Raw genomic sequence first — 16,538 nt, 5'->3', positions numbered from 1 at the left:
GCGGAGAGGCCTCAGGCCGGCCTCGCGCGCCGCTTTTCCGGCGTGCGGACGACCGGCCGATCCAGGAGAAAACCTGCGACGTGGTCGGCGTAGGCCCGACGGGCGTGGCGGGGCGTCAGGTTGTGGTCGGCGCCGGGGATGATCCGCATCGACACGCCGGGCAGCGCGAGCGCGTCGCGACCGCCCGGGCCCATGTGGCGGGCCAGTTCATCGCGCCCGCCGTCATCCTCGGCATAAACGAGGAGGACGCGGACGGCACGGGCCGCCAGGGCGTGGAAGCCGGCGCGGACCGGGTTCTCATCAGCGGCCCGGGGCCTCGCCAGGGCGGCGGCGCGCCCTCCAAGCCCTCTGATCGCGCGGCTCAGGAGCTCCCGCGCGATGCCCAAGCCTTTGACCTCGCCCCTGAGCAACCGAGTCCAGGTGGCACGGTCGGTCAGTCGCGCCAGGTAGAAGCCCGTGGCCCGGTAGCTGTCGCGCATGGCCGCGTCCAGCGACAGGCCGTCATGCCAGGCGAAGACCTGGTTGTTCAGCATCACCAGCCCGGTGACCCTGTAGTCAGCCAAAGCGCTGTGGAAGGCGCGGTAAGCGCCGCTGCACTGGCCTGCGACCGTGATGTCCGAATAACCGCGCGCCGCCAGCCAGTCGATCGCCTGGACCACGTCAGCATGGGACTGGTCGGCGTAGAACAGTCGCCCGCGGCCGTCCCTGGGCTCGCCAGAGTCGCCGAAGCCCAGCATGTCCATGCGCAGGGATGCGACGCCCTGCCCGGCCAAATGGCGGCACAGGTCCACGGTCTGGCGCGCCCAGCCCGTGTGCGGGTTGCCGCCCGCGTTGAGGATGACGACGACGGGGCGCCCCGGGGCGGGATTCGCTGGCTCGTTCAGGACCCCGACGAGGTCGCCTGCCGTGCCGAACGCGGCGAGTTGTTCCGACCACCCGCCGCCCTGAAGCGTGGGCCCCATGCCCTTCCCCTCCGCTGCTGCGCGGCTCCGGCCGGGGATGGCGGTGGAGAGCGGGGCAATCACCTTCGGCGAGGGCGCGTCAGGACCAGTCGCATGCGCTTCGGCCGGACCACCCTCCCCGGTCATCCCCGGCGGCGCGAAGCGCCGGGAAGGGGATCCAGGGGCAGCCGCTGCAACGCCGTCCGCCAGCCATTCTGTGAGCCTGGCCCAGTCGGCGTCAGGCGTTTCGGCCGTGGTGGGGTCACGAAGCAACGATGCGAGACCGGCGAACGGCGCATCCTCGAAACGCGCCTGCGACCAGTTGGCGGGCGGCGGCGCTGCCGCCTCCGCCATGCACAGGATGCGGGGCGCCGGAGGGTGGGGCAGCTTGCGCCAGTCCAGGCGCTTCAGCGCGTCCAGGGTGGATCGGGTGAGCAGGAAGCCCGCGGTGTCGACGCCGTCGACGGGTTCGTCAGCGACTATCGAACTGACGCCCGGGGGCGCGAGGACCGCGGACAGCGCCGTCATCTCGCGGCCATAGGCGCGGCCGGACTGCGGGGGCGCCAGCAGGGCGAGCCCGGCGATGTCGCCGCGCTCGGCCGCGGCCTGGGCGGCCAGCAGGGCTCCGAGGCGCAGCCCCACGAGGCAGACCGCGCCGACGCGCGTCTCGCGGCGCAGCGCAGCGATGGCCTCGCCGATCGAGGCGAGCCAGGCGGCGACACGGTCGGGATCGGCGTCCGAGCCCAGGCTGTCGCCCGTGCCGGGGTAGTCGAAGCGGAGCGTGGGCAAACCGGCGGCCGCCAGCCGATCGGCCAGCCGGCGCCAGGAGCGCCGCGCGCCCAGTTCTTCAAAGCCATGGGCGGAGCACAGCACGACGCCGCGCTCCCCGGCGGCTGGATGGAGCCACCCGGCGCAGCCGGCGAAGGCCAGCGGGATCACGGCTCGGCCTCATACGGGCACGAGGCCAGGCCGTTCAGGGCCTCGACACGCCCCAAAGGCGAGGCGCTGGCCCCAGGGGCGGGCCGCAGGCGGACGCGCTTTTCGTGCCCCGGCGCGAGGTGGAACCAGTTGTCTTCCGGCCAGTAGGCGTCGTCCACAACATGGACGGACTGCGCGAAGCGGTCCGTGGACACGACGAGGGACCACCCCTCCCCGTCCCGGTCCAGGCGGGCCGACAGGCCGAGCGCCTGGCGAGCGTCGCCCCGACCGAGCGGGAAATGGAATGCCTCGGCCAGCACTGCGCCGGAGCGCGCGTCCCGCAAGGCGGCGACGCAAACGTCGTGCGAGGGCGGGCCGAAGCGGTAGGCGTAGGTTACGTCGAAGAAGCCGCCCAGCAGTTCGGCGGAGGACAGGGTCAGGGCGGACCTTGGCGACAGCGCCACGGCCCGTTCAGCCCGGGCGACCGGGACCGCGCCCTCGCGCAGGCAGGCGAAGCTCAGCAGCGCCTCCACGGGCCGCGGCGTGTCGTTCAGGAGGTGCAGAGCGAGGCCGTTCACGCCTTCATCCGTGGCGGCCAGCTGCACAGGACGGAACGCGCGCCTGAGGGCCGAGAAGGCGGATTTCGGCCTGCCGGCTGCGTCGACGAGGCCCCAGCCGGCCCCGGGCCACAGGTCCCGCAGGAACCAGACGAGGCCGCCGGCGGTGGGCGAGCCGGGTCGTCGCCATTCGGCGAAGGTCGCCTCCATCACCTCGGCCACGGCGGCCCGGGACAGGTCCAGGTAGCGCTCAGGGTCGCTCGCGCGCAGCGCGACGGGGTCGACGCCGTAGAGCAGGGCCACGTAGTGGTCGCGCACATCCTCGAAATCCCAGGCGGCGCCCGAGTCACGTGGCGCGCGGCGCTTCCACAGCGGATCGCCGACCGGGCCGGGCAGGAGCCGGCGCAGCGTCGCGGCCTCGGGAACATTCGCAAAGGCGAGGCACTCGGAGGCGAAGCGCACGCCGGCGCGGCGAGTGTCCTCCAGGGGGCGGCGGTAGGCGCCCACGCCGTAGTAGTGCGTCACGCCCTCGTCGGCGGCGAAAGGCAGCGGACCGCCGAAGGGGCTGTTCTCCACATAGGCCAGGTCAGGCCGCAGTTGGGCGACCACCGCGGGCAGGACTTCGCGCGTGATGGGGCCGGACCAGCAGTCCGGAGGAGCGCCCAGCATGGCGGCCTGCTGGGCGGCTTCGCTCCCGCCGCAGAACACGGCGAGGCTGGGCGACGACTGGTTGCGGGACAGGAAGTGGCGCGCCTCGGCGACGAGGCTCGACACGAAGGCGGGGTCGTCGGCCGGGTGGTCGAGGTTGGCCAGCATGGCGTCCTGCCAGACCAGGATGCCGAGCTCGTCGCACAGGGCGTAGAAGAGATCCGTCTCGTAGACGGTGGTCCCGCTCACCCGCAGCATGGTGAAGCCGGCGTCTCGGACCTGCTCGAGGGCCTGGCGACATTCCTCGGGCGCGGCGTTCAGGGAGACGACGTCCAGGGGCGTCCAGCAGGCGCCGCGGCAGAAGACCTTGCGCCCGTTGACCACGAGGGCGAAGCCCTTGCCGTCGGTCCCGCGGTCCACCTCGATGCTGCGGAAGCCGACCCTGCCGAGGTCCAGGGCGGCCTCGCCAAGCCGAATGCCCACCGGATAGAGCGGCTGCGGGCCGTAGCCGTTGGGGAACCAGCGGTCGACATCGGCCAGGTTCAGCTCGCCTTCGAGCCGCCCCGGGGCGGTCTCGCGCAGCGGCGCCTCGGCCCCGGCGCAGCAGAGCGCTGCCAATGTCGGCGCCGCAGCCGAAGGCTCCAGGTCGACCCGGACCCGAAGGCGGCCGCCCTGGTCGTCCAACGCCTCGGCGCGCAAGCCGACCTCCCGGATGCGCACGCCGCCTCCACGAATGCGGGTGACCGGGCGCCAGGGACCCACCACGTCCACCGGCGGGCACCAGCCGGGCATGTGGCCCAGCAGCGTCGTCCGCATCCGACGAAGCCCGTCGCCGGCGATCATGGGGGCGCGCCAGCGCCCGCGGGGACGCACCGCGGCCACGCGGTCGGCGATCGCGCGAAACGCGATTGCGAGCACGTGCTCGCCGGAGAGCTCGACGTCCACCTCGTGGGCGAGGAACATGTTGTCGGACAGCAGGATGCGCCGGTCGTCGAGCCACACCTCGGCGGTCGTGGCGAGACCTTCGAAGCGGAGGGTCTCGGGCCCCTGCCCTTCCAGGCGGGCGCGATACCAGACGTCCTTGTCGTGGAGACCCTGCGGCCGTTCGAAGCTCCACGCCCCGGCGTCCGCGAGAGCGGCAGCAGCCGTGCCGGGGACAGCGGCCGGAAGCCAACGCAGGTCCAGCGGCAGATCGGACGGGGCGGCGGCCGCGCCCGGTCCGGTGGTCGCCAGCTCCCAGGCCTCCACGGCCCGCACCGTGTCGGCGCTCGATGTCCAGCGGGCCATGGTCAGGCTCCCAATGTGGCCGCGAGGGCCGGGACGCAGGCCTCCCAGTCGGACGCGAGCGCGTCCAGGTGCGGGTTCAGGCCGTCGTGGCGACCGCGGGCGACAGCCCGGGCCATGTTGAATTGGAGGGTCTTCGCGCCATGGGCGATTCGCAGCGCGGCGGCGCGCTGTTCGGCGTAGGGGGAGCCTTCGCCGGGCGCGAGCCAATCGAGGAAGCTCGCCAGCAGCTCGAAATTCGCGCCCAGCTGGCGCGCGGTGTTGAAGGCGTATTTGTGGAAGGCGTTGTGGTCGCGGTCAGCCAGCGCCTGCAACTGGCCGGACAGGCGGGGACGCCAGGCCTCCACGGGGTTGGAGGATGGCGCGCGCTCAAGATGGCGGTAGAGCAAGTCCTTGGCGGCCGCGCGCAGGCGCGCTTCGTCGAGCGCCGGCTGGTCCAGTTTGACGAACTCGACATAGGGGAACATCGTCGCGTCCGAGCGCTGGCCCGGCAGGCGGTTGAACACGCCGTCGAAATCCTCGCCCTGGAGGCGGAAATAGCCGGCGTTGTGGAAGTACTCGAGCGTGCGCGCGCCCTCGTCCAGCCGATTGATCCCGATCGTCGTCTTCGTGTGCTCGGTCCTGTAGGACACGCCCTGGGTGTCGGGCAGCCAGAAGCCGTCCGCCTCCACCAAGACGACGCGGCCCCGTCCGAGCTGCTCGGCCACGTGGCTCTCGAGCCGGTCGAAGACGGACAGCTCCAGGAGGGTCAGTCCGTAGAGCCGCTCCAGGTCCTCCGCCGGGATCTTGAAAAAGGTGAACTGGTCGCCTTCGAAGTCCTGCGTCACCGCGAACGCCATAGCGGCGGCCGGCTCGCGGCCGAGCGCCCCCAAAAGCTCGATCCAGAGGTCGACGGAGCAGTTCGTTTCCGGCCAGCTCCGGTCGGGGCCGTGCAGGGCGTGCGGGCCACAGCCCGCGCCTGCGATGGCGGGACCCGCCGAAACGGCGGGCGCGGCGCGGCGTGCGGCGAGTTGGACCACCGGCATGTTCAGCCCCACAACACCCGCCGCAGCGAGCGCGGCCACGCCTCGACGTCCACGCCGTGATGGCGGAACAGGGCGAGGGCGACGCGCTCCATGCCGAAACCCACGCAGGCCGTGTGGGCTGTCTCGCCGGAGGCGGTCGTCAGGCCCCAGGTCTGGCCGAAGTGGTCCTGGTGGTAGTTGAAGCTCAGGCAGGCGGTCGGCTTCACCGCGCTGTTCACCGGCACCAGCAGCTCGAACTTGAGGCCCTGGTCCCGCTGGCTGCTCGCCATCATGCGTCCGGCGCGGCCGAAGAAGGGGTCGTTGGCCACGTCCACCTCGAAGGGCAGCTCCAGCACCCCGATGAGCTCGCGGCCGCGCTGCAGCCAGGCCTCGCGGAAGGCGAGGACCTCGTCGCGCGTGCCCATGCGCACGTACTCGCGCATGCGGAACATCTGCATGCGGGCCGGATCCTGCGAGGGCTCGTGGCGGAAGCAGTAGGACAGCAGGTCGAAGAGGCGGCCGTTCGCTGGCAGGGCGCCGCGCTTCGCCGCCATCGGGTAGAGCGGGTAGCAGGCGGCCGGCGTCAGCACGACGTCGGACATCTCCTGGCGCGCCGACCAGTCCTTGCCCTCGGACAGGCACTGGAGGAGGTCGGCGTGCCCGGCGTCGTCCCCGCAGAAGCAGTGCACCGTGCCGGCGAGCTGCGGGAAGCTCTTCAGGTAGCCGCTGCGCTCGAAATGGGCGCGGTTCATGCCGGGGGGGAAGCGGACCACCTCGGCGCCGTCCTGGCGGCCGAAGGAGGTGATCAGCGCGTCGAAACGGTCGATGACGTCCTCGAAGGCGCCGCTGCGGCCGTAGAGGCCGGGCACGCCCGTGTCGATCAGGAGGCCGGCGTCGAAGAGCTGGTCGAGAAAGGAGACTTGCGCGTCCATCGGGTCACCCCACGAGATCGGTTTCGAGGCGGGAGACCAGCAGCATCGCGGCCGTGTTCCCGACGATGCGGTCGTTGCTGATCATCAGCGGCGCGGACATGGCGTCGCGCAGGAAGCGGCCGACGCTGTAGGCTCCGTCGTTGCGGTAGCCCTGGATGCCGGCCACCTGCATGGCCGCCTGGCACACCTCCACGGCCGTGCGCGAGGCCAGGAGCTTCACGTTGTTGATCGCCACCGCGTAGCCCATGGAGGACAGGCCGTCCTCCGTCGCCTTCGCCTCCTCGTAGCGGCGCAGCGCGGAGGAGAGCGCGCCGTGGAGGCCTTGCAGCTTCGCGGCCGCGTCCGCGAGGTGGAGCGCGCCGGGCGGGGTCGCGTCCGGGCGCCTGCGCGCGTCCGCGCGCACGAAGGCCTGGGCGCGGGCGAGCGCTGCGCCCGCGATCCCGCTCCACACGCTGCCCCAGAGCAGGTGCGAGTGCGCGAGCATCGACTGCGCGGCGATCTCCGCGAAGGGCTTGGGCAGGATCTGCTCGACGGGAGCGGCGCCCTCGAAGCGGAAGCCCTCGGAGCAGGTGCCGCGCATGCCGAGCGTGTCCCAGCCGCCCGTCTTGTGCAGCGCGTACTGGTCGCGGGTGAAGACGGCCATGACCTGGTCGGACGACGGCGCGTCCGGGTTGCGGCGGGCGGTGACCATCAGGGCGTCCGCCTGCGGGCCGTAGCTGATGACGGTGGCGTCCTTGCCGAGGGTGAACACCCCTCCGTCCTGCTCGACCGCGCAGACCGAATTGCGGAGGTCGCCGCCGATGCCCGCTTCGGTGGTGGCGGAGGCGATCAGCAACTGCTCGGTCGCGACCCGCCGCATGAAGGCCCGGTGCCACGGGTTCTCGGCGCCATGGGTGATCAGGCTCGAGGCCTTGATCTGGTGCATGGCGAAGATCATGCCGGCGGAGGAGCAGCCCTGGCCGAGCACGCTGCAGACCATGGCGATGTCCGCCAGGCTGGCGCCCTCCCCGCCGAAGGCGACCGGGATCATGGCGCCGAGCAGGCCCTCGGCCTTCATGGCGTCCACGGCCTCCCGGGGGAAGCGCGCCTCGCGATCCACCGCGTCCGCATGGCGGGCCGCGATCTCGGCGACGCGCCGGGCGCGGCGGTTCAGGGCGAGGCCGTAGGCCGACCGGTCCTGGGGCGCGGCGTCGGCGAGCCGCGTGGCGGGTTCCTGGAAGCCCATCACGCCGCCTCCCTCTGGGACAGCAACTCGCCGACGACCTGGCCGATCGCGGCGATGCTGGAGAAGGAGCGACGGTTCAGGTAGCGGTCCGGAAACTCGATCTCGAAGCGGTCCTCGAGGGCGAGCATCAGCTGGACGGATGCAAAAGAGGTCAGGCCCGCCTGGTAGAGGTCGGCCTCGTCGGCCAGGGTGTTCGCCGGCACGGGAAGCCGCCCCGCCTCGGCGATGATCGCCACGATGGTGTTCCGGATCGCCTCGTCCATGGTCCGCCCTTTCGTTGTCCGCGCCCGGTGAGGGCCCTTCGCTCGCCTCGACGGCGCGGTTTTTCCCGCCATCGTTAATCCGTGACACGAGGGTGGCCGGCGTCCCGAAGCGCTCCGTTGGGAGGCTGCCGTGTCCGGATCCGGGACCGTCCAGGAGGGGATCGTTCCGTCCTGGGGCGCCTTCGCCGGCGGGGGGCCGAGCAACTCGCGTGTCGTTCTCGGAATTGCAATTTCTGCGCGCAAAACGGGCGGCGCCGCCGGTAAGGTTAACGGAGGGTTAAAGCTGAGGGCTCGCGAGCGGTGTGACACGAGTGGCGGGTCAAGGAGGCTGCGTTGCTTCGCCCGATCCTTTTTATGAGCGCTCTTGTGCTTGCCGGCCTGTCCGCCCAGCCGGCGAGCGCGGGGTTGTTCAGCCTGCTGTTCGGCGAGCCCCCCAAGCCGACAATCCGTTACACGGCTCCGGAACCGCTGCTCCAGACGCCGCAATGGAGCGCGCCGGCGACCCGTGCCCGCCGGGACGCCCGCCCGATGACGCAGGTCACCCCGGCGCGGCGGGAAGGCGCGGCCCGGATCATCGCGGCGCCTCAAAGGGGCTCGGCGTACTGCGTGCGCACCTGCGACGGCTATTACTTTCCGCTGGACGCCAAGGCGCAGAACGGCATCGGAGACGCCGAGATGTGCTCCCTCGCCTGCCCCGGCCCGGCCATGGAAGTGTTTCGCAAGACAGGGGACGACATGCGGGACGCGGTAGGCCCTTCCGGCGCCCCTTACCGGAGCCTTCCGCAGGCGTTCACCTATCGCAAGGCGACGGTCGCGGCCTGCGCATGCCGAAAGCCGGCGTCCTACGCCGAATGGGCTGCGCGGATGCTGGCGGATCCCACGCTGAGGCGCGGCGACATCGTGGTGAACCTGGACAGCGCCGCAGTATTCAATGGGTCCCTGCAGCGCGGCCAGCCCGTCCGCCAGGCGGACCTCCGGGACATCCGCGAGCCGGGCGCGGTCAGCGCCACGGGGTGGCGGCGCGCCGACCGGTCGCTCGGCTTCACGTTCCGGCAGGAACTGGTCAAGTCGGGCGGGTTCACGGTTGCGTCAGCCTCGACCAGCGAGCCGATCGCGATCGTGATCACCCCGGCGCGCTCGGCCTTCGCCAAGACATCGGCGTCCGCGCCGGCGGCCGTGCCCGTCAAGGCCGTGCTCGGATCGCCCTTCCAGTCCGCCGCCGGAGACCGCTAGCCGGCGGCTCCCGAGGCCGCGCCGTCGCGCAGGGCGCGGCGCAGCACCTTTCCGACATTGGTCTTGGGCAGGGATTCCACGAATTCGATCCGCCGCGGAACCTTGTAGGCGGTGAGGCTTTCGCGGCAGAAAGCGCGCAGACTCTCGGGCGTCAGGCCCTCGTCCTTCTTGACCACATAGGCGACGACCACCTCGCCCGAGTGTTCGTCAGGCGCGCCCACCACGGCGGCTTCGAGCACGCCCGGATGGCTCGCAAGCACGTCCTCCACCTCGTTGGGGTAAACGTTGAAGCCGGAGACAAGCACCATGTCCTTGATGCGGTCGACGAGCTTGATCTGCCCGTCCGGCAGAAGCACGCCGATGTCGCCCGTCCGGAAAAAGCCGTCGGCGGTCGTGACGCGCGCGGTTTCCTCGGGTCGGTTCCAATAGCCCGCCATCACCTGCGGGCCCCGGATGCAAACTTCGCCCGGCGACCCCATCGGGACCTCTTCCCCTTCCGGGCCCCGGATCGACACCTCGGTCGACGGCAGGGGATAGCCGATCGTCCCGGAGAACTCCTGCAGGTCGAGGCGGTTGGCGCAGGCCACCGGCGACGTCTCGGAGAGGCCGTAGCCCTCCACGATGGCCTTGCCGGTGAGCTCCTTCCAGGCCCTGGCGACGGCCTGCTGGGTCGCCATTCCGCCCGATACGGAGAAGGCCATGTGGGAGAAGTCGACGGTCTTGATCGCGGGATTGTGCAGCAGCGCGTTGTAGAGCGTGTTCACCATCACGACGCAGGTGAACGGCCGGGTTGCGAGCGTCTTGATCAGCCCCGCGATGTCCCGCGGATTGGCGATAAGCAGCTGGCATCCGCCGAGCCGCGTCATGAACATGCAGCAGGCCGTCAGGGCGAAGATGTGGTAGAGCGGCAGCGCCGTCACCATGATCTGCGGACCGCCGCTCATGAAGGGACGCATCCAGGCCTCGCACTGGGCGACATTCGCGGCCACGTTGCGGTGCAGGAGCGTTGCGCCCTTGGCCACGCCCGTGGTTCCCCCCGTGTATTGCAGGAAGGCGATGTCGCCGGGCTCGAGCGGGACCGGGGAGAATGGACGCGCCCCGCCCGTCGCAAGGACGCCCGAGAAGGGATGCGCGCCCGGCAGCGCGAAGGGAGCCACGGCCTTCTTGACGTGACGGGAGACGAAGTCGACCAGCTTGCCCTTGAGGCCCAGCATGTCCCCAGGCCGAACCAGGACGACGCGGTCGAGCTTCAACGCGCCCGCGGCCTGCTCGACCGTATGGCCGAAGTTCTCCAGCACGAAGAGGGTGCGGGCTCCGGCGTCTTGCAGCTGATGCGTCAGTTCGCGGGCCGTGTAGAGGGGATTGACGTTCACCACCACGCCGCCGGCGAGCAGGGCGCCGAAAAGGATGGCCGGATAGGCGGCGACGTTCGGCAACATGATCGCGACGCGATCGCCCTTGCGCAAACCCTGGTCCTGCAGCCAGGACGCGACCGCCTCGGCGGCGCGGCCCAGTTCGGCGTAGGTCAGCCTCTTGCCGAAGCTCTCGAGCGCAGGTCGGCGCGGATAGAGCCGCACGGCGTCGCGGAAGAGGTCCGCCAGGGTCCCGACAGCGTCGGGGTCGATGGCCTCGGCGACGTTCGGCGGATAATGGTCGAGCCACGGGAATTTTGGCGCCGCCACCGCCCGCGCTGTTTCCGCCATGGTTGTTCCTCCCGCCTTTCCGGCGCTCACGGCCAGTTTGTTCATACTTAAACGATCTCGGGCCCGGCGCGAAAGCCCCACCCAGCTTACGCGAGAGCGGCGTGCGTCGCGACCCGCGTGGGCGCCCTAACGGGCGCTTGAGCGTTGATGATGGTCATGGCGGGGCTGATCATAGTAGCGTAAGCGACGCCGCTGCGCCTGAAATCCACGTTTGCCGACAGCGCCCGTCGGCAGGGCCGAAGCAGCTTCGAGCCAGGGCGCGCATTGGAGATGGGACAGGAACTGTGCGCCGCCGTTTTCCGATCGCGATCCATCTGGCGATATTCGGCTTGACCATTCTCCTGCCCGCGGCGGCGGCGGGCGCGTTGGTCGCCTGGCGGCTCGCCTCCAACGAGCGCGTCCGCCTGGAACGCACTGCGCATGATTTCGTCAATGACCTGTCGCAGGACCTCGACCGGGAGCTCGAGGTCGTGATGGGATCTCTCCAGGCGCTCGCGACGTCGCCGGCCTTCAGATCGGGCGACCTCGAATCGCTGGACAAGCAGGCCAGGCAGGTGGCCGCGCAGCTTCACGCCGCGGTGCTCCTCCGCGACAGCCATGGTCAGCAGCTGCTCAACACTCTGGTGGACTGGGGCACTCCCCTGCCCGTGAGCACGGATGCCGACGTGCTCAACGCCGACCGGCGCGCCATCAGCAGCGGCCAGCCGGTGGTCTCCAACCTGTTCACGGGCACACTGACGGGCCAACGCTTCGTGATGGTGGGCCTTGCGATCGAGCTGGGCGGCAAGCCAGGCTACGTGCTTTCGGTGTCGCTGACGCCGGAGGTGATCCGGGAGTCGATCACAAGCGCCTTGACGCCGCCGGACTGGAACGCGTCCGTGGTCGACGGCAATTACCGCATCATCGCGCGATCGCGACAGCATGAGCGATTTCTGGGCGTGGAGGCGACGCGATCCTTTCAAGAGAACGCAAGCTCCGGTCGCGACCTGTGGCGAGGCGTGACGCTCGAGGGTATGGAGGTGGTCTCGCTGGCGCGGCGCTCGCGGCTGGCGCCCTGGTGGGTGAGCGTCAGCGTGCCCAAGGCCACGCTTGAGGCGCCCATGTGGCAACTGATGAGCGGCGTCGCAGGGCTGACGGGGATCGGGCTCGCGGGCTCCATGGCGCTCGCCTTCGCGTATGGGCGCACTCTCTCCGGGCCGATCCGGGCAGTCGCCCGTACAGCGGCCGGCCTGGCGCGTGACGAAGAGGCCAAGCCGCCGGAGTCCGCGATCGCCGAGGTGCAGGCGATCTCCCGGGCCCTCGTGAACGCGTCGGACGAACTGCGGCGGCGCGCGCAGCAGCGCGACGCGGCCCTGCGCTCAGCGGAAGCGGGTGAACAGCGGCTGCGGGCCACATACGAAAACGCCGGCGTGGGCATCGCCGAGATCGATGACCAAGGGCGCTTCGTGGCTGTGAACGACGCGCTTTGCAGCATCACGGGCTACCCCCGGGCCGAGCTGCTCGGGCTGCGCTTCAGTACGCTGAGCGCAGCGGAGGAGGTCGCAACCGACGTCGACCTCTTCGAGCGCCAGCGCCAGGGGGAGCAGACCAGCTACGTGGTGGAGAAGCGCTTCCGCCGCAAGGACGGCGCCGTGCGCTGGGTCCGGCTGTTCAGCTCCGCGGTCTCGGGCCCGGAGGGCTTCTCCTATGCGGTGCGCGTCGTGCTGGATGTCACGGACGAGCGGCTGGCCTCGGAGCACCAGGCTTTGCTGATCGCCGAGCTCAACCACCGGGTCAAGAACACGCTGGCCGTGGTTCAGTCGCTCGTCGCGCAGACGTTGAAGTCCACGAGTTCTCCGGCCGCGTTCCGGGACGCCCTCACCGGCCGGATCATGGCCCTGGCTCGCTCGCATGACCTGCTCAGCGAGTCCGAATGGAAGGGCGCGACCCTCGACACGCTGATGCGCACGACCCTGAACGCGCATGACGGGCCGGAGTGGCTACGCGCCACCATCGAGGGGCCGGCTGTGCGCGTGGGACCCCGAGCCGTGGTGTCGCTATCCCTGATGGCGCACGAGTTGGCCACCAACGCCACCAAGTACGGAGGCCTTGCGACGCCGCAGGGCAGGCTCCGCGTCAGCTGGAGCGTGACGGAGGACAACCGAACGCTCCAGCTGCAATGGCGGGAGCTGGTCGCCGGCCAGGCGGAACCGCAAGCCGGCCGGGCTGGCTTCGGCAGCAGGCTGATCCGCCTGTCGATCGAGCAGGAGCTCAATGGCCGTTTCGAAACGACCTACGAGGGCGGCTTCACGCTGCTCGCGAGCATTCCGCTGGAGATCCTGGCCCGGTAGGCCGAGAACGGCTTACGCCTCGCCGCCGGCCGCCCGTGGCGTGAACGGGGCGGCCACGACATTGGCGTTCGGCCCGGCGGCCGCAGCAGCCGCAGCCTTGCGCTCCGAAGCCGGAACCGTCTTGCGCTCGGCCGGCTCGCGCTGGGTGAAGCGCTGCAGGGCGCCGATGCCCTCGATGTCGTCCAGGAAGGCGCTGAGCGCCGTCTCGTTGGCCTGCGGCGTGGCCTTGCTGGGCAGCCCCTCCATGGCCAGGGCGCGGTCGCTCCAGGTCTGGTCGTCCGTAACTTCCGGGCCGAACCAGGCGGGCGGCCAGAAGCGGCTCGGGTCCTCGCCCTCGGCGAACTCGACGTCGATCAACTCCACGGGCTGGGAGGTCAGCAGGCGGGTGATCTGAACCATGCGGCCGCCGGCGTCCATGCGGGTGCGCTCAAACCCGATCCGGGCTGCGCACGATTCGAGCAGCGCTTCCGCGTGCCGCCGGGGCACGTCGAAGCGTTCTTCCGTGGCGGGCCCGTCGCCATCCTTGGTGATCAGGACAAGCGTGCTGCTCTGCTGCCCGATCTCCACCGCCTGCTGCCGGTCAGACTGGCCCTGGAAGTAGCCGATCACCGAACGGTCAGAGATGCCGCGCTCCTTGCGCGCAAGCCGCGCGAGCGCCGGCGAGACGAGGAACCGCCGAGCCGATTTCATGGCCATGTCCTTCTTGAACCTTAACCCAGGAGGCCCAAATGGGTCCGCCGCATGGGGTGGAGACTGGGCGAGCATCAGAGATTCGTCAATGCGAGCCGCAACCTTGAATTGTGTATCGTGACAGATGAAAAGATCGCCACATTTCGGACACAGTCTCGTTCCGCGCACGGGCGGTCAATCGATCGATTTTTGCGCCAAGCTTACGTTTGGTCCGGCTCCGTAAACTTAGAACAACGCTGAGAATCTGACTTTCAGACTGTTCATCACCCATGCGTCTTCACAAGATCTCGGCGCCTCTGTCGCGTTCTGCTTCGGGTCAGGCGAGACTTATTGGCGCGCACCGCCAAGATAAGCGGGCCGATTGGGGGGGCCAACCACAAAGGCGACGCCGTGGGCCCGAGCGGCGCATCAAGGGGCGAACCTTGACGCCCCGCCGCTTCCCTGCATGAACTCGATTTTCAAGCCTGGCTTTCACCTACCCTGGGCAATCGCCGCAGCGCTGGCCTTGATATCGGGCCTTCTACGGATCCGCCGTTCCCTTGGGGAGCGCGGAATGCTTTTATGCGCGCGAATACAAGGCCGATTCAGCGGCCACGCAGGTTCAGGGAGCGACAATGAGCACCGCCGCCGACGCCCATCATCACGGGGCGAGCACCAGCTTGACCGAGATGGAGATCGAGCACGGGCTGCCTCCCGGTTGGGGCGAGGGCTGGACGGCCCGACTGGTGTTCTGGATCGCCCTCGCCTTTTCGGTGTTCCAGATCGCGACCGCCGTCTACGCCATCCTGCCGGCCCAGGTGCTGCGCGCCGTCCATGTCGGCTTCCTGGTGCTGGTGGGCGGGGCGCTGATCGCCAACCACAAGGCGCCGAACAGCCTGCTGAAAACGCTCGGCTGGGTCGTGGCGCTCGCGGGTTTCGCGGCCGGGCTGTACCACTGGGTGTTCTTCATCGACCTGGTGAACCGCGCGGGCGACCTCACCACGCCGGACATGATCGTGGGCGTGGCGACGCTGGTGATCCTGTTCGCCGTGTCCTGGGTGCTCATGGGCGCGGCGCTGCCGCTGATCTGCCTGGCGTTCCTCGCCTACGGGATGTTCGGACAGTACCTGCCGGCGCCGCTCGACCACCGCGGCTATGGCTTCGACCAGATCATCGAGCAGATGTCGTTCGGCACGGAGGGCATCTACGGCACGCCGACGGGCGTGTCGGCGACCTACATCTTCCTGTTCGTGCTGTTCGGCGCCTTCCTGGAACGGGCCGGGATGATCGGGCTGTTCAACGACGTGGCGCTCGGCCTGGTGGGCTGGGCGCGCGGCGGCGCGGCCAAGGTGGCGGTGGTGTCCTCCGCCTTCATGGGCACGATCTCGGGCTCGGGCGTGGCCAACGTCGTTACGGTGGGCCAGTTCACCATCCCGCTGATGAAGCGCTTCGGCTACAAGCCATCCTTCGCGGGCGGCGTGGAGGCCACCGCCTCCATGGGCGGGCAGATCATGCCGCCCGTGATGGGCGCCGTGGCCTTCATCATGGCCGAGAACATCGGCGTGCCCTACGCGGAGATCGTCAAGGCGGCGATCATCCCGGCCATCCTGTACTTCGCCTCGGCGTTCTGGATGGTGCACCTGGAGGCCGGCAAGGAGAACCTGCGGGGCATGCCGCGCTCCGAACTGCCGAGCCCGCTGCTGGCGCTGAAGCGCCAGTGGCACCTGGTGCTGCCGCTGGCGTTGCTGGTCTACATGCTCATGCATGGCTTCACGCCGCTGTTCGCGGGCTCCGTGGGCCTGGCTCTCACCGTGATCATGATCCTGGGCGCCACCGTGGCGCTGGGGCTCGGCGCGCCGGCCTTCCGGATGGCGTTCTGGATCGCGATCGGCCTGCTGACCGCGTCCTTCCTGGAATTCGGCGTGTCGGTGATCGTGGGCCTCGTGGCCGTGCTGATCGTCGCCAACCTGTTCAGCCGGGGTGGGCGCGAGACCCTGGTGATGTGCCGTGACGCCCTGGCGGACGGCGCGCGCCAGGCGCTTCCGGTGGGCCTCGCCTGCGCCATCGTGGGCGTGGTGATCGGCACGCTGACGCTGACGGGCTCGGCGACCATCCTGGGCAACTACATCGTCTCGTTCGGCAAGACGTCGCTGTTCCTGTCGCTCGTGCTGGTGATGGTGACCTCGATCGTGCTGGGCACCGGCCTTCCGACGATCCCGACCTACATCATCACGGCTTCGCTGGCGGCCCCGGCGCTGCTGCAGCTCGGCGTGCCGCTGATCGTCAGCCACATGTTCGTTTTCTACTACGGCATCATCGCCGACCTGACGCCGCCGGTGGCCCTGGCCGCGCTGGCGGCGGCGCCGATCGCCAAGGCGTCCCCGGACGCGATCGGCTGGCAGGCGACGCGCATCGCCCTGGCCGGCTTCCTGATCCCGTTCATGGGGGTCTACGAGCCCACGCTGATGCTGCAGAACGGCGGCGCCATCGCGGCGTCCTACGGCTACTGGGTCGAGGTGGCGGTGGTGTTCGTGAAGGCGGCCATGACCATCGCCATGTCGGGCGTCGCGGCGATCGGCTTCCTGAAGACGCGGACCACGCCCGTGGAGCGCGTGCTGGCCGGCGTCTCGGCCGCGCTGCTGATCTGCGACTTCCCGTTCAGCGATACGAGCGGCTTCCTGCTCGGCGTCGCGGTGATCGCGGTCAACATGGTGCGCGCCGCCCGGGTGGAGCGCACGGCGGCGGCTTAGAGGTCGAACCGTCGCGAGACCGAAGCGGCGAAGCGATCCAGGGGGCGGGCGCCCGACGTCCTGGATTGCTTCGTCACCCTT

Annotated in this window: 11 protein-coding genes; 3 read left to right on the top strand and 8 right to left on the bottom strand. The window is 70.1% G+C overall.

Annotated features, from left to right (window positions below):
- Nucleotides 1-11: 11 nt before the first annotated feature.
- The 6 genes from SLNSH_RS02255 to SLNSH_RS02230 are packed head-to-tail and all read right to left on the bottom strand — an operon-like array spanning nt 12 to nt 7,760.
- Nucleotides 12-1,880, bottom strand: a complete 1,869-nt coding sequence (locus SLNSH_RS02255; protein WP_106335030.1) for an alpha/beta fold hydrolase — start codon at nt 1,878-1,880, stop codon at nt 12-14.
- On the bottom strand, nt 1,877-4,351 hold the full coding sequence (locus SLNSH_RS02250) for a glycoside hydrolase family 2 protein (protein ID WP_106335029.1): 2,475 nt from the start codon (nt 4,349-4,351) through the stop codon (nt 1,877-1,879). Before SLNSH_RS02250 ends, SLNSH_RS02255 begins: the two co-directional genes overlap by 4 nt.
- Before the next feature lie 2 nt (nt 4,352-4,353).
- A complete protein-coding gene (locus SLNSH_RS02245; protein ID WP_245421973.1) occupies nt 4,354-5,412 on the bottom strand; it encodes a DUF1839 family protein in 1,059 nt (352 codons plus the stop codon).
- Complete coding sequence (locus SLNSH_RS02240; RefSeq protein ID WP_106335028.1) at nt 5,376-6,284, bottom strand: amino acid--[acyl-carrier-protein] ligase; 909 nt, start codon at nt 6,282-6,284, stop codon at nt 5,376-5,378. The genes SLNSH_RS02245 and SLNSH_RS02240 overlap by 37 nt, the downstream gene beginning before the upstream one ends.
- A 4-nt stretch (nt 6,285-6,288) precedes the next feature.
- On the bottom strand, nt 6,289-7,509 hold the full coding sequence (locus tag SLNSH_RS02235) for an acyl-CoA dehydrogenase family protein (RefSeq protein WP_106335027.1): 1,221 nt from the start codon (nt 7,507-7,509) through the stop codon (nt 6,289-6,291).
- A complete protein-coding gene (locus tag SLNSH_RS02230; RefSeq protein ID WP_196240203.1) occupies nt 7,509-7,760 on the bottom strand; it encodes an acyl carrier protein in 252 nt (83 codons plus the stop codon). The genes SLNSH_RS02235 and SLNSH_RS02230 overlap by 1 nt, the downstream gene beginning before the upstream one ends.
- Nucleotides 7,761-8,126: 366 nt before the next feature.
- On the opposite strand from SLNSH_RS02230, the gene SLNSH_RS02225 reads away from it, so the two are divergent.
- Nucleotides 8,127-9,005 (top strand): DUF2865 domain-containing protein, encoded by an 879-nt coding sequence (locus tag SLNSH_RS02225; protein WP_106335025.1) that lies wholly within the window; start codon nt 8,127-8,129, stop codon nt 9,003-9,005.
- Here the strand turns inward: SLNSH_RS02225 and SLNSH_RS02220 are convergent.
- Nucleotides 9,002-10,708, bottom strand: a complete 1,707-nt coding sequence (locus SLNSH_RS02220) for an AMP-binding protein (RefSeq protein ID WP_106335168.1) — start codon at nt 10,706-10,708, stop codon at nt 9,002-9,004. The two genes, SLNSH_RS02225 and SLNSH_RS02220, sit on opposite strands and share 4 nt — an antisense overlap.
- 329 nt (nt 10,709-11,037) lie before the next feature.
- Here SLNSH_RS02220 and SLNSH_RS02215 point away from each other — a divergent pair, with 329 nt between their 5' ends.
- The gene (locus tag SLNSH_RS02215) at nt 11,038-13,038 is read left to right on the top strand and encodes a sensor histidine kinase (RefSeq protein ID WP_146140163.1); all 2,001 of its coding nucleotides are present in this window, start codon (nt 11,038-11,040) and stop codon (nt 13,036-13,038) included.
- A gap of 12 nt (nt 13,039-13,050) precedes the next feature.
- On the opposite strand, the gene SLNSH_RS02210 is transcribed toward SLNSH_RS02215, so the two are convergent.
- Nucleotides 13,051-13,728 (bottom strand): CYTH domain-containing protein, encoded by a 678-nt coding sequence (locus SLNSH_RS02210; protein ID WP_146140162.1) that lies wholly within the window; start codon nt 13,726-13,728, stop codon nt 13,051-13,053.
- 614 nt (nt 13,729-14,342) lie between these two features.
- Here SLNSH_RS02210 and SLNSH_RS02205 point away from each other — a divergent pair.
- Nucleotides 14,343-16,457: a TRAP transporter permease gene (locus tag SLNSH_RS02205; protein ID WP_106335022.1), complete on the top strand. Its 2,115-nt coding sequence runs from the start codon at nt 14,343-14,345 to the stop codon at nt 16,455-16,457.
- Nucleotides 16,458-16,538 lie beyond the last annotated feature (81 nt).

Source organism: Alsobacter soli, assembly GCF_003004785.1.
Taxonomy (GTDB): domain Bacteria; phylum Pseudomonadota; class Alphaproteobacteria; order Rhizobiales; family Beijerinckiaceae; genus Alsobacter; species Alsobacter soli.
This window is presented reverse-complemented; position numbering and strand designations above follow the sequence as displayed.